This is a genomic window from Polaribacter sp. Asnod6-C07, from assembly GCF_045063625.1.
Classification (GTDB): domain Bacteria; phylum Bacteroidota; class Bacteroidia; order Flavobacteriales; family Flavobacteriaceae; genus Polaribacter; species Polaribacter vadi_A.
Window position 1 is genome coordinate 98,493 of sequence record NZ_JBEFOF010000005.1, and the last position, 24,667, is coordinate 123,159.

The 24,667-nt window shown below is 29.6% G+C and carries 17 protein-coding genes and 1 tRNA gene; 9 read left to right on the forward strand and 9 right to left on the reverse strand.

From position 1 onward, the window contains the following. The first annotated feature begins 22 nt into the window (after window positions 1-22). The 8 genes from ACJJVK_RS00555 (at window position 23) to ACJJVK_RS00590 (ending at window position 9,420) form a co-directional block, all read left to right on the forward strand. Window positions 23-478 carry a MarR family winged helix-turn-helix transcriptional regulator gene (locus ACJJVK_RS00555; protein ID WP_215995908.1) on the forward strand — a complete coding sequence of 152 codons (456 nt, stop codon included), beginning with the start codon at window positions 23-25 and terminating at the stop codon, window positions 476-478. Between the two features lie 25 nt (window positions 479-503). Next, on the forward strand, window positions 504-2,906 hold the full coding sequence (locus tag ACJJVK_RS00560) for a 3-hydroxyacyl-CoA dehydrogenase NAD-binding domain-containing protein (RefSeq protein ID WP_405562224.1): 2,403 nt from the start codon (window positions 504-506) through the stop codon (window positions 2,904-2,906). A gap of 77 nt (window positions 2,907-2,983) precedes the next feature. Further along, complete coding sequence (locus ACJJVK_RS00565) at window positions 2,984-4,174, forward strand: acetyl-CoA C-acyltransferase (protein WP_405562226.1); 1,191 nt, start codon at window positions 2,984-2,986, stop codon at window positions 4,172-4,174. Between the two features lie 21 nt (window positions 4,175-4,195). Further along, window positions 4,196-6,004, forward strand: coding sequence for an acyl-CoA dehydrogenase family protein (locus ACJJVK_RS00570; RefSeq protein WP_405562228.1), 1,809 nt, complete (start codon window positions 4,196-4,198; stop codon window positions 6,002-6,004). A gap of 124 nt (window positions 6,005-6,128) precedes the next feature. Next, window positions 6,129-7,103, forward strand: coding sequence for a M20/M25/M40 family metallo-hydrolase (locus tag ACJJVK_RS00575; RefSeq protein ID WP_215995904.1), 975 nt, complete (start codon window positions 6,129-6,131; stop codon window positions 7,101-7,103). A 499-nt stretch (window positions 7,104-7,602) separates the two neighbouring features. Beyond that, window positions 7,603-8,505 carry a septum formation inhibitor Maf gene (locus tag ACJJVK_RS00580; protein WP_405562231.1) on the forward strand — a complete coding sequence of 301 codons (903 nt, stop codon included), beginning with the start codon at window positions 7,603-7,605 and terminating at the stop codon, window positions 8,503-8,505. A 12-nt stretch (window positions 8,506-8,517) separates the two neighbouring features. After that, window positions 8,518-8,919: a hypothetical protein gene (locus ACJJVK_RS00585; RefSeq protein ID WP_405562233.1), complete on the forward strand. Its 402-nt coding sequence runs from the start codon at window positions 8,518-8,520 to the stop codon at window positions 8,917-8,919. Between the two features lie 54 nt (window positions 8,920-8,973). After that, window positions 8,974-9,420, forward strand: coding sequence for a KTSC domain-containing protein (locus tag ACJJVK_RS00590; RefSeq protein WP_405562235.1), 447 nt, complete (start codon window positions 8,974-8,976; stop codon window positions 9,418-9,420). A 79-nt stretch (window positions 9,421-9,499) separates the two neighbouring features. Here the strand turns inward: ACJJVK_RS00590 and trxB are convergent, their stop codons facing one another. Beyond that, entirely contained in the window at window positions 9,500-10,447 is a 948-nt protein-coding gene (trxB, locus tag ACJJVK_RS00595; RefSeq protein WP_405562237.1) for a thioredoxin-disulfide reductase, read from the reverse strand. Between the two features lie 123 nt (window positions 10,448-10,570). After that, a complete protein-coding gene (locus ACJJVK_RS00600) occupies window positions 10,571-11,647 on the reverse strand; it encodes a PQQ-dependent sugar dehydrogenase (RefSeq protein ID WP_405562239.1) in 1,077 nt (358 codons plus the stop codon). A gap of 84 nt (window positions 11,648-11,731) precedes the next feature. Here ACJJVK_RS00600 and ACJJVK_RS00605 point away from each other — a divergent pair. After that, a tRNA-Pro gene (locus ACJJVK_RS00605) sits at window positions 11,732-11,809 on the forward strand. 64 nt (window positions 11,810-11,873) lie between these two features. On the opposite strand, the gene ACJJVK_RS00610 is transcribed toward ACJJVK_RS00605, so the two are convergent. From ACJJVK_RS00610 to ACJJVK_RS00640, 7 genes are all read right to left on the reverse strand, one after another. Further along, window positions 11,874-12,878, reverse strand: coding sequence for a LamG-like jellyroll fold domain-containing protein (locus ACJJVK_RS00610; RefSeq protein WP_405562241.1), 1,005 nt, complete (start codon window positions 12,876-12,878; stop codon window positions 11,874-11,876). Window positions 12,879-12,903: 25 nt separating this feature from the next. After that, entirely contained in the window at window positions 12,904-15,333 is a 2,430-nt protein-coding gene (locus ACJJVK_RS00615; protein ID WP_405562243.1) for a C10 family peptidase, read from the reverse strand. A gap of 105 nt (window positions 15,334-15,438) precedes the next feature. Beyond that, a complete protein-coding gene (locus ACJJVK_RS00620; RefSeq protein WP_405562245.1) occupies window positions 15,439-17,436 on the reverse strand; it encodes a C10 family peptidase in 1,998 nt (665 codons plus the stop codon). A gap of 4 nt (window positions 17,437-17,440) precedes the next feature. Next, window positions 17,441-18,331 carry a LamG-like jellyroll fold domain-containing protein gene (locus ACJJVK_RS00625; RefSeq protein WP_405562247.1) on the reverse strand — a complete coding sequence of 297 codons (891 nt, stop codon included), beginning with the start codon at window positions 18,329-18,331 and terminating at the stop codon, window positions 17,441-17,443. 27 nt (window positions 18,332-18,358) lie between these two features. Next, window positions 18,359-19,852 (reverse strand): RagB/SusD family nutrient uptake outer membrane protein, encoded by a 1,494-nt coding sequence (locus ACJJVK_RS00630; protein ID WP_405562249.1) that lies wholly within the window; start codon window positions 19,850-19,852, stop codon window positions 18,359-18,361. Between the two features lie 16 nt (window positions 19,853-19,868). Beyond that, window positions 19,869-23,255 carry a SusC/RagA family TonB-linked outer membrane protein gene (locus ACJJVK_RS00635; RefSeq protein ID WP_405562251.1) on the reverse strand — a complete coding sequence of 1,129 codons (3,387 nt, stop codon included), beginning with the start codon at window positions 23,253-23,255 and terminating at the stop codon, window positions 19,869-19,871. 56 nt (window positions 23,256-23,311) lie between these two features. Beyond that, window positions 23,312-24,532, reverse strand: a complete 1,221-nt coding sequence (locus ACJJVK_RS00640) for a FecR family protein (protein ID WP_405562253.1) — start codon at window positions 24,530-24,532, stop codon at window positions 23,312-23,314. Window positions 24,533-24,667: the final 135 nt, after the last annotated feature.

Sequence of the window (24,667 nt, forward strand, 5' to 3'; positions counted from 1 at the left end):
AAATTTTAATATATTTGTCAAAATGGACAAAAGTAAATCAATAGATCATCAATTAAGAGCAACTTGGCAAGCAGTCGCAAAACTATACAATGAGCAAGCAACAAAGTATGATAGCACAATGTCTTCTGCTTTTGTTTTGCTAACCATAGACAAAGTAAACGGAACACCATCAACTGCTTTAGGTCCATTAATGGGTATGGAACCCACTAGCCTTTCTAGAATATTAAAATCTATGGAAGAAAAAGGGGCTATTTACAGAGAAAAAAACCCAGATGATGGTAGAAGTGTTATTGTAAAACTAACAGATTATGGATTAGAAAGACGTAAGTTTTCTAAAAATCACGTTTATCAATTTAACAATATTGTAAGAGAACATGTTAATGAAAATGATTTAGAATCTTTTTTTAAGGTGATGAAAACCATTAACATATTAATTGCCGAAAAGAAAATTTTTGAATCTACAAATCAAGATAAATAAGACATAGTTAACTAATTACAAAGAAATGACAAGAAGAATTAAAAAAGTAGCAATTATAGGATCTGGAATTATGGGTTCTGGTATTGCATGTCATTTTGCTAATATTGGCGTAGAAGTTCTTTTATTGGATATTGTTCCAAGAGAATTAAACGACAAAGAAAAAGCAAAAGGACTCACATTAGAAGATAAAGTAGTTCGTAATCGTTTGGTAAATGATGCTTTAACCACTTCTTTAAAATCGAAACCATCTCCTATTTATAGTCAAAAATTTGCAAGTAGAATAACTACTGGTAATTTAGATGATGATATTGCAAAAGTAGCAGATGTAGATTGGATTATGGAAGTTGTTGTAGAACGACTAGACATTAAAAAAATCGTTTTTGAAAAATTAGAGAAATATAGAACTCCTGGTACTATTGTTTCTTCAAATACTTCTGGAATTCCGATTCAATTTATGAACGAAGGCAGAAGCGATGATTTTCAGCAACATTTTGCAGTAACTCACTTTTTTAATCCTCCAAGATATTTAAAACTTTTTGAAGTTGTTCCAGGACCAAATTGTAAACAAGAAGTTACAGATTTCTTAATGATGTATGGAGATAAATTTTTAGGTAAAACATCAGTTTTAGCAAAAGATACTCCTGCATTTATTGGGAATAGAATTGGAATTTTCGGAATTCAATCTTTATTTCATCAAGTAAAAGAATTAGGTTTAACTGTAGAGGAAGTAGATAAATTAACAGGCCCTGTAATTGGTCGTCCAAAATCGGCTACATTTAGAACTGTAGATGTTGTTGGACTAGATACTTTGGTACACGTTGCCAATGGTATTTATGGAAATTGTCCAGATGATGAAGCACACGAGTTGTTTAAATTGCCAGGTTTCATCAACACAATGATGGAAAACAAATGGTTAGGAAGCAAAACTGGCCAAGGGTTTTATAAAAAATCTGTAGTTGATGGTAAAAAGGAAATTTTAACCTTAGACTTAGACACATTAGAATATCGTTCTAAAAAACGTGCGAAATTTGCAACTTTAGAACTTACGAAAACGATTGATAAACCAATTGATAGATTTAAAGTTTTAGTGGGTGGTAAAGATAAAGCTGGTGAATTTTATAGAAAAAACTTTGCTGCCATGTTTGCTTATGTTCAAAATAGAATTCCTGAAATTTCTGATGAACTTTATAAGATTGATGATGCCATGAAAGCTGGTTTTGGTTGGGAAAATGGTCCTTTCGAAATTTGGGATGCAGTTGGTGTAGAGAAAGGAATCGAACTAATGAAAGCAGAAGGAAATGAACCTGCTACTTGGGTAACAAAAATGTTAGCTACTGGTTCTACCTCTTTTTATTCTGTTAAAGAAGGTGCTACTTATTTTTATGATATTCCTTCAAAATCTCAAACTAAAAAACCAGGTCAGGATTCTTTTATCATTCTAGATAATATTAGAAAATCAAACGAAGTTTGGAAAAACTCTGGTGCTGTAATTGAAGATTTAGGAGATGGAATTTTAAATCTAGAATTCCAATCGAAAATGAATACCATTGGTGGTGATGTTTTAGCTGCAATTAATAAAGCAATTGATTTAGCAGAAAAAAATTACCAAGGATTAATTATTGGTAATCAAGCTGCAAACTTTTCTGTAGGTGCAAATATTGGTATGATTTTTATGATGGCTGTAGAGCAAGAATATGATGAATTAAATTATGCAATTAAATATTTTCAAGACACAATGATGCGTATGCGTTATTCTGCAATACCAACTATTTCTGCTCCTCATGGAATGGCTTTAGGTGGTGGTTGTGAAATATCACTTCATGCAGATAAAGTTGTTGCAGCAGCAGAAACTTATATAGGTTTAGTAGAATTTGGAGTTGGTGTAATTCCTGGTGGTGGTGGTTCTAAAGAAATGGCTTTAAGAGCATCAGATTTGTTTCATAAAGGTGATGTTCAATTGAATGTTTTACAAGAACATTTCTTAACAATTGGTATGGCAAAAGTTGCAACTTCTGCTTACGAAGCTTTCGATTTAGGTTTATTACAAAAAGGAAAAGATGTAGTGGTTGTAAATAAAGACAGACAAATTGCACAGGCTAAAAAGCATGCGTTATTAATGGCAGATGCAGGTTACACACAACCAACAAAACGTAATGATGTTTTAGTGTTAGGTAAACAAGCTTTAGGAATGTTTTTAGTAGGTACAGATTCTATGGAAGCAAGTAACTATATTTCTGCACACGATCAGAAAATTGCAAATAAATTGGCTTATGTAATGGCTGGTGGAGATTTATCTGAACCAACAAAAGTATCTGAACAATACTTATTAGATATTGAGCGCGAAGCTTTTTTAAGTTTATGTACAGAACGTAAAACTTTAGAAAGAATTCAGCACATGTTAAAAACGGGTAAACCTTTAAGAAATTAGATTATTAGAATGTTAGATTTCTCGATTGTTAGAAATCTAAATATCTAAAAATCAAATAATCTAAAAATCACAAAAAAATGAAAACAGCATATATAGTAAAAGCATATAGAACAGCAGTTGGTAAAGCACCAAAAGGACTGTTCAGATTTAAAAGAGCTGACGAATTAGCTGCAGAAACCATTCAATATATGATGAATGAACTGCCTAATTTTGATAAAAAAAGAATTGATGATGTAATTGTTGGTAATGCAATGCCAGAAGGTGCTCAAGGTTTAAATATGGCACGTTTAATCTCTTTAATGGGGTTAGATATTGTTGATGTTCCTGGGGTAACTGTAAACCGTTTTTGTTCTTCAGGGTTAGAAACAATTGGTATGGCTGTTGCTAAAATTCAATCTGGAATGGCAGATTGTATTATTGCAGGTGGAGCAGAAAGTATGAGCTCTGTACCAATGACAGGTTTTAAACCAGAATTAAATTATGATACAGTTGCAGCTGGTCATGAAGAATATTATTGGGGAATGGGTAATACAGCAGAAGCTGTTGCTAACGAATTTAAAGTGTCTAGAAAAGACCAAGATGAATTCGCTTTAAACTCGCATTTAAAAGCATTAAAAGCTTTAGAAGAAAATAGATTTCAAGACCAAATTGTACCTATAGAAGTAGAACAAACTTTTATTGATGCAAAAGGTAAAAAAGCAACCAAAAAATATACAGTTAACAAAGACGAAGGTCCAAGAAAAGGATCGAATATTGAAGGTTTAGCTAGATTGCGTCCTGTTTTTGCTGCTGGTGGAAGCGTAACTGCTGGTAACTCATCTCAAATGAGTGATGGTGCTGCATTTGCTTTGGTGATGAGCGAAGAAATGGTGAAAGAGTTAAATCTAGAACCTATAGCAAGAATGGTAAGTTATGCTGCTGCAGGTGTACCTCCTAGAATTATGGGAATTGGACCAGTTGCTGCAATACCTAAAGCATTAAAACAAGCAGGTTTACATCAAAATGATGTTGAATTAATAGAATTAAATGAAGCATTTGCTTCTCAATCTTTAGCTGTAACTCGTGAGTTAGGCTTAAACCCTGATATCATCAACGTAAATGGTGGTGCAATTGCATTAGGTCATCCTTTAGGTTGTACAGGTGCAAAATTATCTGTGCAATTGTTTGATGAAATGCGCAAAAGAGAAATGAATAATAAATACGGAATGGTTACCATGTGTGTAGGAACAGGACAAGGTGCTGCTGGTATTTTTGAATTTTTAAACTAATCATCCGTAAAAAACATTAAAATGGAAACTACAAACAAAGACATATTAAGAGGAGGACAATTCCTAGTTAAAGAATCAAAATGCGAAGACATCTTTACTCCTGAAGATTTTTCTGAAGAGCAAGTAATGATGAAAGAAGCTGTAAGTGAATTTACAGACAGAGAAATTGTTGCAAATAGAGATCGTTTTGAAGCTAAAGATTATGCATTAACAGAAGAAGTAATGAAAAAAGCTGGAGAACTTGGCTTTTTAGGTGTGGCTGTTCCTGAAGAATATGGAGGAATGGGAATGGGCTTTGTTTCTACTATGATTACTTGCGAATATATTTCGAGTGGAAATGGTTCTTTAAGTACTGCTTTTGGTGCACATACAGGTATTGGTACAATGCCAATTACATTGTATGGAACAGAAGAACAAAAACAAAAATATGTACCAAAATTAGCTTCTGGTGAATGGATGGGTGCATATTGTTTAACGGAACCAGGTGCTGGTTCTGATGCCAATTCTGGTAAAACTACTGCTGAGTTAACAGAAGATGGTAAATCATATAAAATTAACGGACAAAAAATGTGGATCTCAAATGCAGGTTTCTGTAATGTGATGATTGTTTTTGCACGTATAGAAGATGATAAAAACATTACTGGATTTATTGTTGAGTATGATTCTGAAAATCCGAATGGAATTACTTTAGGTGAAGAAGAACATAAGTTAGGTATTAGAGCTAGTTCTACAAGACAAGTATTTTATAACGATACAATTGTACCTGCAGAAAATATGCTATCTGTTAGAGGTGGTGGATTTAAAATTGCTGTAAACGCATTAAATGTTGGTCGTATTAAATTAGCTGCAGCTTGTATCGATTCTCAAAGAAGAGTGTTAACAACTGCTTTACAATATGCAACAGAAAGAAAACAATTTAAAACTCCTATTGCAGAGTTTGGTGCTATAAAAGCCAAATTAGCTGAAATGGCTACAAATTGTTATGCAGGTGAATCTGCTAGTTATAGAGCTTCTAAAAATATTGAAGATAGAATTAATATGAGAATGGCTTCTGGTAACACACATCAAGAAGCTGAATTAAAAGGTGTTGAAGAATATGCAATTGAATGCTCTATCTTAAAAGTAACTGTTTCTGAAGATGTACAAGCTTGTGCAGATGAAGGTATCCAAATTTTTGGAGGAATGGGCTTTTCTGAAGAAACTCCTATGGAGGCTGCTTGGAGAGACGCAAGAATTGCTCGTATTTACGAAGGTACAAACGAAATTAACAGAATGCTTTCAGTTGGTATGTTAATTAAAAAAGCAATGAAAGGTCACGTAGATTTATTAGGGCCTGCTACTGCTGTTGGAGATGAGTTAATGGGTATCCCTTCTTTTGATACACCAGATTATTCTGAACTTTTTGCAGAAGAAAAAGAAATGATTGCTAAACTAAAGAAAGTCTTTTTAATGGTTGCAGGTTCTGCAATTCAAAAATATGGACCAGATTTAGAGCAACATCAACAATTATTAATGGCAGCTGCTAATATTTTAAATGAGATTTATTTAGCAGAATCTACTTTATTACGTGCAGAAAAAAATGCAAAACGTTTTGGAGAAGATGCACAAGAAGGCCAAATAGCTATGGCTAAGTTATACTTATACAATGCTGTAGAAATTATTGCCAAAAATGGTAGAGAAGGTGTTGTTTCTTTTGCTGAAGGAGATGAGCAACGTATGTTATTAATGGGGTTAAAACGTTTTACTAAATATGCTAACTATCCTAATGTTGTTGCACTAAGAAACACTATAGCAGAAAAATTAAAAGCAGAAAACAAATATTGTTTTTAAAAATTATTTTAAAACTAAAAATGTTTTAAATTTAGTTGTTTGTTTAAAAAGACCATTGTAATTAATGGTCTTTTGTTATATTTGCCATTGAAATTCCCTGATTAACCATAACTTTAACCAATTTATGAAAACAAAACTATTTTCATTTATTTTATTTTTTGTGCTTTTAGGGAGCTGTAAAGAACCAAAGGTAATTGAAATCAACTCCGAAAAATTATTAGAATCTATTAAGTTTCTTTCTAGTGATGAAATGCAAGGAAGATCTTTTTCTGCTCCAGGTAATTTAAAAGCAAGACAATATATTGTAGATCAATTTACAGCATTAGGTTTACAAAAAGTAATGAATAACGATTACGTACAAGAATTCTCTCATACATTTAAAGGTAAAAGTAGACACGAGGTTTTTCCTATGACAAAACCAAAACCATTAGATGATTACTCTAATGTACCAGACACAACTGCAACTGGGGGTAATGTAATTGGTATGCTTAAGGGCCAAACAAATAAAACTTTTGTAATTAGTGCTCATTTTGATCATTTAGGTATAAGAAAAGGTAATATCTATAATGGTGCAGATGATAATGCTTCTGGTACAGCTGCTTTATTTACAATTGCAAAATATTTTAAAGACAAACCAACAAAGCATAATTTAATATTTGCTGCTGTAGATGCAGAAGAAATTGGTTCTTTAGGTGCAGATTATTTTTTAAAAAATTATAATGACAAGTCTAATATTGATTTAAATATTAATATGGATATGATTGCACATAGTGATTACGATCCTGAGTTATTTGTAAGTGGTTTATACCATTATCCAGATTTAAGAGATCCTTTAGAAGATATAAAATCAGAAAAAATAATTTTATTATTTGGTCATGATGATCCTGAAAACAAAGAACAAAGTGATTGGACTTTCTCTTCTGATCATCGAGTTTTTCATAAAGCACAAATACCTTTTATTTATTTTGGGGTTCCAGATCATAAAGACTATCATAGAAGTACAGACACTTTTGGTTCTATAAACCAAGATTTTTATATAGAGGCTGTAAAGATTGTAATTCAAGCTATAGAAAATCTTGATGAAGATTTAAGTGAATAAATTTAAAAGAGGTTACAATTTGTAACCTCTTTTTTTTGATAAATTATTTAACAAAAAAAATAATTATTTAAATTAATAGTAATCTTAATTTTATCAGTTTCTACTTCTTGTAAATCAGTTCAAAAACCATTAGTATAGATATCGTTTTTTTTATTGATAATAAATTAACAAAAACCAAGTAACTGATATAGCTTTTGAAGCCCATATTTTATCCATAGAAAATCTAAAAACAAGAAAAAAGTGCAACAATTGAAGTTCAGTTTAACTCCTTTTCTAATAGAAAAATTCTAGAAAACAATCCTTTTGTTTTTTATAGAAATAGATGGAAAAAGATTTAGTTTATTGCTTTAAATTAATTAAAAGTTATACCAACACTCTGCATCAAGCTTCTTAAGAATTAAGACAAGTTCTATTATTATACTTATTTCAAATTCAAAAAAAAATCATTCTAAATAGTTTTTGTAATTTATCGTAAATTAGTTCTTTTAAAGCATTAATTATGAAACGAATCACAAAAATATATTTACCAACTCTTCTAAGTCTACTCTTTTTTTATTGTTCAAAACCTGAAGTAAAAAAAGAAAAACCAAAATCAAATACAATTATAGTAAAAAAAAATCCTGACTTTGATAAATATTGGTATTCAGGAAAAGCAGAAATAACTTCGTATAAACTATTACAAGTTCGTTATGGAGAAATTTATGAGGGAACTGCTGTAAACATCTTTGTAACAGAAGGTTTTTTACCTGAAAAACAAGTAAAAGCTGATTATCAAAATGAAAAAAACATTCCTGTTATAAAATTAAATAGTACTAAGAAATTTACAACTGGTATTTATCCATATTCTATAATGACAAGTACCTTCTCTCCTATTAATATCAACAAAAAAGCTCTTAAAATTTCTTTTTCTAGCCAAGAATGGTGTGGAAATACTTTTGCTCAATTAAACAATAAAAGTGATTATCAAATTCAGTTTTATTCTTATTTTGAAACCAATTCTGATAAGAAAATTACATTAAAAAAAGAAATTTTAGAAAATGAACTTTGGAATCAACTGAGAATATCACCAGAAAAAATACCTGTTGGTGAATTGCAAATTATTCCTTCTTTTGAGTATTTGAGCTTGAATCATAAAAAAATTCAAGCTTACAAAGCTGAGGCTAGTTTGTTGAAAAACAGCGATTTTTTAGTCTATACTATCAATTATCCATCACTAAAAAGAAAACTTTCTATACAATTAACAAAAGAATTTCCATTTATAATAGAATCCTGGAAAGAAGAAATAGTTAGTCGTAATAAAACTTTAATAACTAAAGCAGAAAAAATAAAAACGTTACAATCTGCATATTGGAGTAAAAATGGAACTGCTGATGTTGATGAACGAAAAGCATTAGGCTTATAAATTCATATAATTATGAAAATATCAGAATCTAAAATTTTCATTCTATCTGGATTAGTAAATATAATTGCTATTTTAATTTTATCTCGCTTTTTTACTAACCAATATATTCCTAAATATGATGCTATAGTAATGTCTAACTTTGGGTTATTAATGATTGTTCTTTGGGGTTTTGCGTATATCTCAGTTGCTAAAAGTTATAAAAAAGTAAAATGGATTGTGGCTGTATTTGCAATCGAAAAACTAATTTATGCACTTATTTGGTTGAATTGGCGTTTACAAAACAATCTTTCTCCTATTTTTGAAAAAGATGTAATGGCTGGTATTTTCTATTCTATTTACGGAATTAACGATACTATCTTTTTTATCTTCTTCTCTATGGTTTTTATAAAATTATTTAGAAATAAAGCTATTTAAAACAGCTAATCCCTTTTTTATCAATACTTTTGCACGCAATTTGAAAACAAAGCAATGAAACGTATAAAACAATATAAAAAACTCTTTAACGTAGAAGGAGCAATCGATCTTAAAGAATTAAAGAAAACTTATCGAGGTTTAGTAAAAGAATGGCATCCAGACAAATTTCAGGATGAAGAAAAAAAAGCAGAAGCAGATATAAAAAGTACAGAAATTATAGATGGATATCACTTTTTGGTAAGTATTGCTCCTGAAACTAAAGAAGCAAATTTAGAGGCTTATAAAAAAACGATAACAGAATTTCAAGTATCAGATTGGCATCATAAAAGTATGTTGTTAGAAGTAACTTTTACTGATGGTAATACTTATGAATATTTTGGTGTAAATAAAATTCTTTTCGGAAAATTTGTAAATGCTAGATCTATGAATAATTTTGGTAAAAGAAATATTTTTAATTCTTTTACGTACAGAAAATCGATGAAAGCTTCTGTATCAGCTTAAAACACTGATTTAATTATATAAAAAAAAGAGATTACAAAAAATGTAATCTCTTTTTTTTTATATCAAAACTTATATCTATCTATTCTAAAGCACCTAAATAGCGTTCTGCATCCAAGGCTGCCATACAACCAGTTCCTGCAGCAGTAACTGCTTGTCTGTATTCTTTATCTTGTATATCTCCAGCTGCAAAAACACCTGGCATATTTGTATGTGTAGTTTTACCTTTGGTAATTAAATAACCAGTTTCATCCATATCTAAAACTCCTTTAAATAAATCTGAATTTGGTTTATGACCAATAGCAATAAACACTCCTGTTACAGAAATATCGTGCTTTTCTTTTGTTTGATTATTGATTGCTCTTACACCTTCAACAACATTATCACCTAAAACTTCATCAATTTCTGTATTATATAAAACTTCGATATTTTCAGTTTTATTTACACGATGTTGCATTGCTTTAGATGCTCTCATATAATCTTTACGCACCAGTAAAGTTACTTTTTTACAAATATTAGCCAAATAAGTAGCTTCTTCAGCAGCAGTATCTCCTGCTCCAACAACTACAACATCTTGTCCTTTATAGAAAAAACCATCGCAGGTTGCACAGGCAGAAACTCCACCTCCAATTAAACGTTGTTCACTTTCTAAACCTAAATATTTTGCAGTTGCCCCAGTAGAAATAATAATTGTTTCTGCTTCAATTTCTTTAGACTCATCAACAATCACTTTGTGTTTACCTCCTACTTCTGGGTTTAATTCTACTTTAGTAACTAAACCAAAACGAACTTCTGTACCAAAACGTTCTGCTTGTTTTTGTAAATCTGTCATCATTGCAGTACCATCAGTTCCATTTGGGTAACCAGGAAAATTATCAACCTCTGTTGTTGTTGTTAATTGCCCTCCCATTTGCATACCTGTATACATTACTGGTTTCATGTCTGCTCTTGCAGCATAAATTGCGGCAGTATAACCTGCAGGTCCAGAACCAATAATTAAACATTTAATTTTTTCTATATTTTCAGACATAATATTGTGTATCAATTTTGAATAGTAAAAATAAAAATTTTTACATCTTAAAAAAGAGAAAGTTTATAAGTTTTTATGATGAAAAAATAAGAGAAAAGAATAGTAATAAAATAAGTTAAAAATCTATTGTGGTAGCAAACGAACTATGCCCAAATTTTCAACTCCTATATAGATAAAACCGTCTAAACCTTGCTCAATAGAACGCACTCTACCAATATCTTTAAGCAATTTAACTTCTTTAAAAACTTTATTTCCTTTTAAAATACATCTGCTCACATATTGGAATTTTAATGAACCAACTAACAAATTACCTTTCCATTTTCCATATTTATCACTATTGATAAAAGCCATACCACTAGGTGCTATAGAAGGCGTCCAATAATGAATAGGACTTTTCATACCTGGAGCACTTGTTTTATCTGTAAATTTAGTACCACTATAATTAATTCCATAACTCACTTTTGGCCAGCCATAATTTTCTCCTTTTTGTATGATGTTAATCTCATCTCCACCTTTTGGTCCATGTTCATGAGCCCAAATTTCATTAGTAAAAGGATTCATTTCCATTCCTTGCGGATTTCGATGTCCATAACTATAAATTGCCTTTTTGGCATTTTTGTTATTTACAAATGGATTATCTTTAGGGATTGAACCATCATCATTTAATCGATAAATTTTGCCACAATCTCTAGTAATATCTTGCGGATTTACATCTCTATTCCCTCTGTCTCCAATGCTAAAATAAACATGATTTTTTGCATCAAAAGTAATTCTAGAGCCAAAATGTTGACCTCTTGTAGTATTTGGATACGCCTTATATAAAATTTCTTTATTTATTAATTCATTGTCTTTTAATTTTGCCCTCATTAAAGTGGTGTTACCCCCACTACCTGAACCTTCTGAAGAAGCGAAAGTAAAATAGATCCAACCATTTTCTTTATAATTCGGATGTATTTCAACATCCATAAAACCACCTTGACCTCGAACGTAAATTTTTGGAAGATTTGTAACCTGGGTTTTCTTACCATTTTTAAAATGAATTAACCTTCCATCTTTTTCTGAGATTAACATAGAATTATCTGGCAAAAAAGTAAAACCCCAAGGATTTTTTAAACCAGGAACAATCAATTCATATTCCTTATTTTGAGAAAATATTGATAAACTAAAAAAGAATATTGTTATAAAAATAAAATGTTTCATAATCTTTAAAATTAAAATCTAAAAACAAATACAATATATAAATATTATTCTATATTTGCAGTCCTAAAATTGATGACTATTTTTCGGGGTGTAGCGTAGCCCGGTCATCGCGCCTCGTTTGGGACGAGGAGGTCGCAGGTTCGAATCCTGCCACCCCGACCAAAACAAAAACCTTCAGAAAAGTTCTGAAGGTTTTTGTTATTTAATTACAAGAATATAATAATAACTACTTTATCATAATTTTTTCAATTCCTGCTCCTTTATCAGTTACTGTTTTCACAAAGTAAATTCCATTATTTAATTCAGTTGCATTTATTAAAATATTATTCTTTTTTTCTGTTATATTAATTTTCTTTACAGATTTACCTAAAATAGAAAACATCTCTATACTTTTAAGTAATTCGTTATTACTTGTTTGAATTGTAAAACTTTTATCCAAAGAAGGATTTGGGAATAACTTAAATATTGTAGAGTTTAATTTATTAACAGATAATGTATTAGAAAGTTCTACCCATGTTGGTAATTGTGTACAATCTGTTGCAGTACAGGCTAATTCTCCACTAATATTACTAGACTCGTTAAGAGTTGCTGTACCACTTCCTTCATTAAAATTTAATAAAACAACTGTATTATCATCAGATGTATAATCAGCATCTGCAATATCAGTTTGTAAACTAGTTATAATTTCTGTGGTCGTTTTTATTCTTACTTTATCTATGTTTGCATTTAAATAGGTACCAGAACCTCCATATGCCACATAAAAATTAGCAGCTTCTGGTGTTGTAGCCAAAGGTAATGCTACTTGATCAGATAATGTTACATCTACTCCGTTAGCGTATAGTTTTACAGAATTTGTAGCAGAACTACATACTACAACTAAATGGTTCCATTCATCAATATTAATTGCATTGTCTATAGTATTTACAAAAGTATTTCCTGACGTACTATAATGTGTAAAATAGAATCTTTTATCAGCATCTTTATATAAAGTTAACGCAAATTGATTCCATCTTTTAAGAATAACTCTATTATGAATTTCTGTTGATAATGGTTTTACCCAAACCTCAATAGTATAATCTGAAACTCCATTTAGTTTATCTAAAGTATCGTCTGTTTCATACTTTATTCTCTGATCTACACCATTAAACTCAAGGGTATAATCTGTTTGTGCATATGTAAAAACATTTGCAAGTAAAATAAAAAATAAGGTAATTTGTAGTTTTGTTTTCATACTGTATTTATTTAAAGAATTAATATTAGTTTTTTATAAATTTTGATTTAATTAATTTCGTGTTTGTTTCAATTTGAATTATATAATATCCATTTTTAAAATTTGAGACATCTATAGCAACCCTATTATTTTGCTTTTCATATATTATTGTATTTGGTTCTACTAATTTTCCTAAATAATTATATATTGTAATCTTTTTTACTTCTTCTAATAAAGTATTATCTAAATAACAGAATAGAGTATTTGTAGACGGAACTGGATATAATTTTACTTTATTTAATTTTACTTCTTTAGCAACATTTAAAGTTTTAAATTCTAGATTATCATCTGAACTCATCCAATTTGGCTGATTTGGAGAGGAACGCAACTGAATCGTGCTAAAATTACTTGCATCATCTGTTAAATTAATTCCTGTTCCTTCATCTAATGCTAAAAGTATTCTTGTATTACTATCTGCAAAGTATTCTTCTTTTAAATCGGGAATAAAATTAGATGTGTATACAACATTGTCTGTTATTCTAATCTTATCTATTTTGCCATCTAAATAACGACTATAGCTACCCCAATATCTTGCTCCAATGTTTAATGCATTTGATGATGCTGACAAAGAAAAATCACTATCTGTTGAACTATTAATTAAATTACCATTAATAAATAATTTAGTTATGTTTCCTGTTCTAGATACTGCAACATGTACCCAATCTCCGTAACTTAAATTTTCTGTTGAATTATCAGATTGTAATGATGCATTTATATTTCCTGAAGAATCTCGAGATACAAATTTAACAGCATAATCTGCATTTGAATCAGCAATTAAAAACATAGAAAACACTGTTCTTCTATCTAGAATAATTGGATAAGTATCACTTGTTCTTGAATCAATATTTATCCAAGTTTCGATAGTATATGTATTAGAAATATCAAAGTCATTATTTGAATTTTCGTACACAAAGAAAGAATCATTTCCATCAAAATCTAAATAGATATATTCATATGGAACTACAACATCAATAGGTTCAGAATAGCTATTAGCATAATAATTCCCATCAACTTTAGATCGAACTCTATATTTATATGTACCAGCTGATGGAACTATTCTTGTATATGTGGTATCTGTAATATTATTACTTATAGTAGTGTATGAAGAACCCCCATCTGTACTTTCTTGTAATTCAAAAGCATCCCAATTTATTTTCTCACTTGTTTTCCAATTTAAAGTAAATGTTTTACTAGTTGCTGTTATACTACTTTCCACAAAAGCAGGCTCTGGTAAAAGATCAAAAACTGCAGCACTAACACTAGTATATCCACCAGCACTAAAAGATCCTTGCAACCTATACCAAGCATTACTTGTACCATACCAACCCATATTTAAGTGGTAATAAAATTCATTTTCAGGATCCCCTTCATTATAACGATACCCATCAACAACAGGGGCATGTCCTACTCCACTAGAGGCATCTATTGCAATTGGTACTGGATGTCCATTTTCTAAATTCTCATGCATTCTAGACCAAAAGTTTGACCAGCTAGAATATTGATGATGACCTGAAGACCTAAAATAAGAACCAACTGCAGACGGTATCCTATTAATATTACTTGTGGATCCAGATGATTCATAATCCATATCTAAGGCTGTGGCTGTATGAAAAGAAATATAACCCATCGCTTGCTGTTGAGCTAAAGTAGACGAAACTCCATAATATTCATTTAACATATTATTCCAATTGTAGTTGGCACTAGCAAAATTTGCTGTCCAACTTGTTTGAGAATTTCCAGTAGTATCATAATTTGTATGAGAACCAACACCTGTCTCTGGCCATTTGTAATAATGTAAAATCATACTAAGTGATGTTGCTACACAACCTGGTGAATAATTATTTGGAGTGTAATAATTACCTACATTTATTCCGTTTCCAGAATCATTATAACAATTTACCCCTCCCCAAATACTTGATAAATGAGCTCCATATTGTATTAAATTAGATTTCGCTGAAGTTTTTGCTGCAACTTTAGAACTTGCTTGTTTTAACTTTTCCCAAGATTCATTATTCAATAAAACTTGTTTTTTCTTTTTTAGATTTATTTTTTCTGATAAATTTTTCAACTCCTTTTTTGCGTTATTTTTTATCATTTCTAAAAGAATATTTTCTTTTGAAATTTTATAGTTAAAATTAGATTCAGTTGAATAAGAAATTACTGGCAATAAATTTTTAGAAGTAGAAAAAACTATAAACCCTTTAGGTTTTAGGTTCACAACGTAAGAAATTACAGCGTTATTTTCATCTTTTAACTCAAAAACACTTACAGGTTTAATATTATTCTCAAAATTTAAATTTTGTGAGTTTAGAAAACCTAAACCATACTCTATAAAGTCACTTTTCTTTATCTGCGCTATTATACTAAGCTTTATAAATAAAAAAATAATTGTGAAAATAAGTAGTTTTGCTCTCATAGTTTAAATATTTAGAAATGAATAATGGTTATACTGTTTTAATTATAACTAGACTTTATTTTACAGACTTTACTTAGTTTCTCCTAAAACATTCTTTAGCTAATTTTACTTTACTATAACTTTTCTAGTCATACTCAAATTATCTAATGTAATCTGTAATAAATACACTCCACTTTTTACCTTATCTACATCTAATTCCCAAGATTTCATAGACTGTAAACTGGTATTAATTAGCATATCTCTACCAGCTAAATCATACATTTTAAATTGAATTTCATCAAAGTTAAAATCTTGATTTAATGATATTTGCAAATATTTATTTACTACCGGATTTGGAAATAATGTTATGGAATTTTTAATTTTATTTACATCTTCAATAGATAAAGTACCGCTATTTAATTCGTAACTCCATTCTGTATTATTAATATCATTTAGAACGATAACACTGATATTTGATGCTTCATCTTTAAAACGAACTTTATGTATATCTTGAAATGTAAAATAGGATATGGTATTATCATCTAATGAAAAATGATTTTCTTGACTTGGTGTAAAATTATCTGAATATCTATCTACTTTAGAGATTCTTAACTGATCGAAATCTGCTTTAATTCTAGAAGAATAACTACCATGATATTTTTCTGCGATATTTAAAGCTTTATTAGAACTGGGTAAATTAAAATTTGAACCTTCATAAAAATTAATTAAAGAACCATTTATAAACAGTTTTGTTTTATTATCTGAGTGTGAAACTGCGACGTGTACCCATTCATTTAATAAAATTGTATTGTTAGAAACTAATGCTTCTCCACTTGAGTAAGATTTATATTTTATTGCAAAATTATTGGCATTTACATCAAAAATTTCTAATCCAAAAACTCCTTCTATGTCTAAAATTGTATTGCCATTTGCATTATTATCTTTTAACCTTAACCAAGTTTCTAATGTATAATCAGCAGTAAAATCTAAATCGTAATTTGGTGTTTGACGTGCATATGCATATTGGCTACCTCCAAAACTAACATAACCATTATAACCACCTGTTACATTATAAGTTTCTATTTCTGACCAAGAATTAGCATAATAATCTCCATCAACTTTAGCTTTTACCCTAAATTGATACATTTTACCAGTTGGATTATTTACATTAAATTCTTTTGAGGTAATTTCTGTTGAGACTTCTTCCCAATCTCCATTGTCTACTTTTTGTTCTAACGTAAAAACTTCCCAATTTAATTTATCACTTACTTCCCACTTTACAAGAAAACCATTCCCTAAATCTGATTTAGAAATAGAAGTAATATGTGGATTGGGTAAAACATCAAACATAGCACCTGTAATGGTATTATATCCTCCAGAAGAGGCAGTCCATCCTTGTATGTTGTACCAACCATTAATTCCATTATCATTATACCACCCCCAATTAAGATGATAATAGGGTTTACCATTAATTTCTTTGTACCCATCAACTACAAACACATGGCCATCTCCTGTTCTACTTGCATCTACAGCTACAGGAACTGGTCTACCTTTCTGCACATTATCATACAATCTGTCCCAAAAACCTGACCAAGTTACATCTTGATAATGCCCAGAAAAACGAAAAAAATTCTGATAAACAAAAGCTGTTTTATTAATATTAGATGTAGATCCTGAAGGCTCATAATCCATTTGTAAAGCAACACCTACATGATAAATTAATTCGCCAACCGCTTTTTGTTGTTGTTCAGTAGATGGCTTATTCATGTATTCATCTAAAATATCATCCCAATTATAATAAGTACTATCAAAAAAAGCTGAGTGCCTTTTTAATTGCCCATTGTAATTTTCGGAATAAACGTTATTACCTACTCCTTTGATAGGCCATTTATAATAATTTAAAACTTGCGCCATAGAAATTGCTACGCATCCTGGTGAACTGTTGTTTGGTGTATAGTAATTTGTTGGATAAATTGTTTTTCCATTATCATCTACACAATTAACCCCACCCCAAACATCTGTTAAAAAAGGATTTATTTCTTGTGAATACAAAGGTTTAGTTAACAAAAACAAGAGGAATACAAAACCCTTAATTGATAATTGATTTAGACTATTTTTCTTCATCTGTTTATTTTGTTGGTACTGTTGAATCTTCGCTAGTCCAATAAACAGTATTAATTACTTGTATATAATAACTATACACTCCTTTAATTTCTACTTTATCAAAATCTGTAGCAGGCTCAAATGGTGTTAAATTCTCATCTAAATCCATTTGTAATAATGTATTACTATCAACAGCAAATTTTTCATATTGATTAGGAATAAATGCTGTTGGATATCTATCTATATATGAAACTCTAATATTATCAAAAGATCCTTTAAAAAAGTTTATGTTACCACCTCTATACATATAATTAAAATCTAACCAAGTATCATTTACTGGTTGTATCCATAAATCATCTGTACTAGAATCTATTAAAACTCCATTGATATAAAATTTAGCTGTATTATCTGATGAAGAACGAGAAATGGCTATATGTGCCCATTCATCAAAACTTAAATTAATATTAGAATCACTAGAATTCATTGAGCCAAGAGCCAGATTATCATCATCTAATCGATTATATTTTATTGCAAAATCTGCATCTGAATCTTCAACTAAGTACAATTCAAAATTTCTACCTCTTTCCATAATATTTGCTCCGCCTGCTGTTTTACCAGAGATAGAATCTAAACTGCCAATTAATGCATCTGAGTCTACTTTTATCCAAGTTTCATAAGTAAAATCTTCTCCAGACATTGAACTTAAATCTGTACTTGCACCTCCACTAAAAGCGTAAAATCTATCATCTGAAGTATTTGAGCCTGTAAAAGTTGGGTAAGTACGATTAACTCCTTTTACAAAAACGGTATCTACTCTTACAATTATACCTGGATAAACCTCTACAGGATCATCTGAACAAGAAACAAAGATTAGTCCTAAAGAAAAGATGATGATCAGTAATTTAATTATTTTCATATTGTTGTAATTATTTTATGTTATTATTTAAGGTTTGTACCATCCGTTTACAGAAACATCTTCATTTGGTGTTCCAAATTGTGGTGCTAAACCTCCAAATGTGTAAAATGATTCTTGGATTACTTCTAATTGTTGTGCTGGCATAGGAAAATGTAGTAATGAACCATCTTGTAAATTTCCATTTCTTCTCATATCAAAATACTCTATTCCCATCCCTGTTAATGCTAATTCTATAGTTCTTTCGTATGTTATTGCTTTACTAATATCATTTTCATTAACTAATACTTCTGGTAAATTACCTCTGGTTACTCTAGTGCTTGAATTTATTATATCTGCTGCTTCAGACAATCTATTAAGTTTTAATAGTGCTTCTGCTTTAAGCATATCTATCTCTGCTTTTCTCATTAAAATTACGGGTGCAAAAAAGTTTGCATTTATATAATCGTCTAAACGAGAGTATCTATAAGTAGACCACCTGTACATACCTCTTTCTGGCCTGTTATTAGATGCATCATATTCAAAGTCTGTTAGAATTCTTTTATCGTTAGAAATTATTTTCCCTTCATGGGGTAAATCATTTACACCACCATCTGGCCAGTTTGCAGGTATTGATTCATCTAATAGATTTACAACTCTCATATCTACTTTACCCCAGTTTGGTCTTGCTAAATAATATTTATACCAAGACATCCATTTTCTATCAGATCCATTTCCATCTCCCTCTACATTAAAATCTTCTGTAATTCCTTTATTAGTATGTTCTAAAACCGAAAGCCAATCTATAGCCTCTGTTTGTTCTTTATTTCTGGCTGAATACACCATTAATCTCGCTATAAAAGAATGCGCGAGTTTAGACATATCTCCACTAGTAAATGCGTTACCATTTATCCAATCTTCTGGTAATACAAAATCATTATTATCAAAAATTTCTATGGATTTTTCTAACTGCTCAATTGCTAAATTTATTGATGCTGCATAATCTGTAACTAGTAAAGTTTCGTAATCTGTATTTTCATCAGATGGAAAAGTTTTATCGTAAACTAAACCTATATAACCATTACCTAAACCTTGCATAAAATGAGAAAAGCCTTTAACCATTGCTGTTTCTGAACCATTTTCTCCTATCTCTAAACCATTTTGAATCGCTAAAACAACATCATTTGCAGTAGTTGTTACACTATACATATAGCGCCAATAATTATTAATTACAGAATGATAGGCATATGAAGGCGAATTATCTAGAAAAACTCTAGGTTCCATACTCATATCTAGAGTACCATAATTAGCCCAAGTAACAGTTCCCCAATCTGCCATTACCCACATTGCAGGACCTGGTGAACCAAAATTATGTTGTTCTTGTATAAACCAAGTATTAAATAAACCAGATGCTAATGCTCTTACACCATCTGCACCTCGTAAAACTTCTTCTCTATTTGGTTCGTTTATATTCTCTACATCTAATTCTGAAGAGCAAGCAATAAAAAACATACTTCCTAAAAAAAGTAAAAAAGTTTTTTTCATGTTATTAATCATATTTTTAAAATTTTAATTCAACAGAAAATGAATAACTACTAAAATTTGGGTATCCGAAATTATCGAATAAGAAACCATCATAACCTGCTTCTGGATCGTAGCCAGAATAATTGGTTATGGTTAACAAATTTCTACCTAAAACCCCAAGTTTTACAGATTCTATATATTTACCAAACTGACCTAAATCTTTCTTATCAAACAAATAAGAAATAGAAGCCTCATTTAATTTTAAGTATGAAGCATCTTCTACCCAAAATCCGTTTAAAGCTTGTGCATCATATAAAGCCTGATAATAATCTACCGTTTTTTTATTTTCAGGTTTAGTATAAATTTGGTCTATCATTGCATGACGATTGTCGCGAACTAAATACTGAGCAGTTGCATTATAAAGATCTCCTCCGTTTTTCCATTGCCAAAGCATATAGGCTGTAAATCCTTTGTATTTAAAGGTAGAATTGATTCCTAATCTAAAATTAGGGTTAATATCACCTATTTTAACATTTTTTTCGGCTCCATTTTCATCTAAAACAACAAATGGCTTCTCGTCTACTGTACCAACATCTGCTTTATTAACTACAACTCCATCTCTATTTACTATATAGTTGGTTATATCATCATCACTAGCTAATTGTTCAGACATTTGGTCTAAGGTTCTAACAAAATCTACCCCATACATACTTCCATAAACTTCACCTTCACGTATTTTAAATGCACTTCTTGGTCCTGTGCTATATTCAGGAATATTTAATTTTGTTATTTCTTGTCTTGTTCTATCGTATGTTAAAGTTAAATCCCAAGAAAATTGATCATTTGAGATAATTTTAGAGTTTAGCATTGCTTCGAAAGTATTGCTTTCTAATTCACCTCCATTTAACCATTGATATGGATAACCACCTGCGTGTACAGGTAAAGGAGCCAATAAATATTGATCTGTTACTTTTGTATTAGAGTAAGTTGCTACAAAATTAAATCTCTTAAAAAAAGAAGATTCTATACCAATTTCTAACTCACTAGAACGTGATGGTTTTAAATATTTATTACCTAAAGTGCTTTTTGTAAAAGAACCATCATTTACATTAAAAGTTTCGTATTGCGAAGAAAATGAAGGCCTTAACCCAGATGTACCATAAGCAGCTCTTAACTTTAACTCTTCTACATTTTTTATCTTAATATCTTCTGTTAAACGATAAGCTCCTGAAACACGAAAATAATTTTGCCATCTTTCTTCTTCTCCAAATAAAGAAGAACCATCTATTCTAAATAAACCATCTAAAATATATCTGTTTTTATAAACAAAAGATGCAATAGCAAAATAGTTAATTGCTTTTTGATCTGTTTGATAATCTGTAGCATCTATATTTTCTTGAGGTATGTATTTTAGAGATGGAATACCTGGTAAAGTAAACCCAGTACCTGAAGATGTTAAACTATTAAAATGATTGTTCTCGTATAAATAACTTAATTTACCGTTAAAAGCTAAATCATTCCATTTTTTATTAAAACTAAAAGTAGCTCGTAAACTATTGTTATCGATTTTAGAGCGATATTTATTTAAAGAACCTTCTGAGTATTGTGGACTTATAATAGAATTATTATTAGTTTCTTCTGATAATAAATCTATAATTGTACCTTTTGGTATATAATCTGTACTTTGATAATCTTGAGATTCTATTGCAAAAGATCCTTCGAATTTTAACCAATCTGCTATTTTCCATTCTAAACTGTAAGAACCTAAAAATCTTGTTTTTTCTGAGTCGCTTTCTTTAACCCATAAATCGTATAATGGATTTGCAAATTGAGTATTCCATTGATTTGGATAAAAATTATATTTTTGACCATCTACATTGTTTGAAAATAAATCTACATCAGGATCTGTCATTAAAACTTCGAAAAAGGCTTGTGTACCTCCACCTAAAAAATCATTAGAAGTTTTAATAAAATTATTACTTGCAGAAATTTTAATATTATCAGAAATTCTATGATCAATATTCATTCTAACACTTTGTCTTTCGTAACCTTCTGTTTCAATAACAACACCTTTGTTTTGGTTATTTTCGAATGAAAGAAAAATACTCGTGTTATTTACCCTGTGCCCAACACCTGCATAGTTGGTTAAATATTGCCCATTAGTAAACATTTGCTCTTGTAAATCATTATTTACTCTATAAGGCATATCTTGATAATGATCTTCTTTCTCTACTCTATTACCAATAATATTAGGATCCCAACCTGTTACATAATCAGAAGGATAATCTACAAAGTAATATTGTGTATATGTAGTTTGGTCTAACCAATCTGGAGAAAGTTGATAATGATGAGATGTTGATAAATCTAAGTATTTAGTAACTTGTTGTATACCAACTTCATTTCTGATGGTTACAGAGGTAGTGCCATCTTTTAAATTTCCGGCTCTTTTTGATGTAACTACAACAACACCATTTGCTGCTCTAGATCCATACAAAGAAGAAGCAGAAGCACCTTTTACAACCTCTATAGATTCTATATCATCTATATTAATATCTGCTAAAGAGCCTTGAAGTATAACACCATCAACCAAAATCATAGGGCTATTGTTACCTGTAAGATTTGTAGAACCTCTTAAAACAATATTAGAACTACCACCAGGAGAACCACTAAAAGAAGTTACTGTTACTCCAGGAACTTTACCTGCTAAAGAAGCTGATACTGATGTTTGCGGAACTTCATTAAATTTATCTTCATTTAATTTAGATACTGAAACCGACATTAATTTTCTTTTTGTTCCAGAAGCAACACCAGCTATTATTACTTCTTCTAACATATTGTTTTCTAGTTCTAAAACAACATCAAAATAAGATTTATCACCAACTAATATTTCTTTATTTTTAAACCCTAAAAAAGAAAATACTAAAACATCTTTAGCGTTAACTTTTAAGGTAAATTTTCCATCTACATCTGTAATTGTTCCTTTACTTGTGTTCTTTATCAAAACATTTACATCTTGTAAAGGGTAACCTAAATCGTCTTTAACAATACCAGAAATTGTTTTATTTAACTGTTTTGTATTTTTTCTGATAAGAATATCGTTCCCTTTTATAGTATACTCTAAAGACAAATCTTTAAAAGCAATATTTAATATTTTAGAAACAGGTGCTTTAATTACACTCAAGTCTATTTTATAATTTAGTTCTTCTAAATCGCTATTATAAAAGAAATCATACTCTGTTTTTTCTGTTATTAAATTGAATAATTCTTTAATTGTTAATTCTTGATTTACAGTTAATGTAGAGTCCTTAAATTTTTCATAACCAAAGGTGTTAAAGGAATTAGAAAATATTGAAATAGCAATTAAAAGTTGTACTGCAACTCGCATTACTTTTTTACTACTTCTTATAAAAATATGTTTATTCATAAGTTATCTTTTTTTGTCTTTAATTGAAAAAACTTGTTTGCGTAAATAAGTGTATTTTATTTCTCTAGATCTTTGGTTAACTTTACTTTTTTACCTTCAATAGAATAACTTATACCTTTTGTATACTTAAGCATTTGTAAAAAATGATTCAGGTCGTTTTCTTTTTTCAAGGTTCCTGTAAATTTAAAATCTAATAATTCTTCGCCTTCAAACTCAAACTCCTTATTAAACCATCTGTTTAATCTTGGTATTAGTTTTTCTAATTTTTCATTTCTAAAAATAAATACGCCAGATGTCCAAGCAACTACATTTTGCACATCTGTATTTTCTACAATTATCTTATTTTGATTATGATATAATTTGGCCTGATTACCTGGCTCTATAATTTTACTTTCTCCTTGAGGATTAGAAACTTGTATAGAACCTTCTACCAATGTTGTACTAGTAAAATTATTTTCTTTGTAATTAGAAACATTAAATTCTGTACCTAAAACTTTAATTTCTAAATCTGAAGAATTTACCAAGAAAGGGCGTTCTTTATTATGAGCTACACTAAAAAAAGCTTCTCCATTTAAGTTAACTTTTCTTTCTTTAGATAAAGTAGAATTGTTAAAAGTGAATTCTGAATCTGAATTTAATTCTACTTCTGTACCATCTATCATAGAAACATGGTAATTTTTACTTTTCGGTACATAAATAGTATAATCTACAGCTCTTGCTTTACTTACATTATCTGTAGATACAAAAGATATTTCATCAGAATTTACATTTACTAAAATTCCGTTTTCCATTAACCATTTACTATTGGTATCATCTTTTATTTTATAAAACTTATTGCTAGGTGTTTTAATTAATATTTCTGAAGAATTAAAGTCTGAAGTAGCTAGATATTTATCAAAAGATTTTTTTGACAACTTATTTACAACAACATTACCTAAAGTAAAAAGTAAAATAAAAATTGCTGCATATTTTAATACATTTCTAAAAACAACATATTTCGATTTTTTTGCAATTTTCTCTTTCTTAGATTTTTCTAGTAATCGAATATATTGTTCTTGTATAAACTCTGCAGACAAATTAGTATCATCTATATGTAACGCAAATACTTTTTTTAAGATAGAAATTGCTTTTTCAAAATTAGCTTTTCCTTCTGCATTTAATTGCTTTTTATATTCTTGCCAATTGTCGTTGCTATTTTTTTCGTTCGATTTAATCCAAAGAATAAAATCATCATTATTTAACAATTCGTCAATCTTAAAATTTTGATTATTTAACATACTTTTCGTTATGATTTATAAGTACAAGTAAAACTTTACCATTTTGTACTATAAGAAAAGTGTTAAAATTTAAATTTTCTTATTTTTTATTCATCTTAAACATAAAAAAAAGAGAAATAATCTATTAAAACAGAC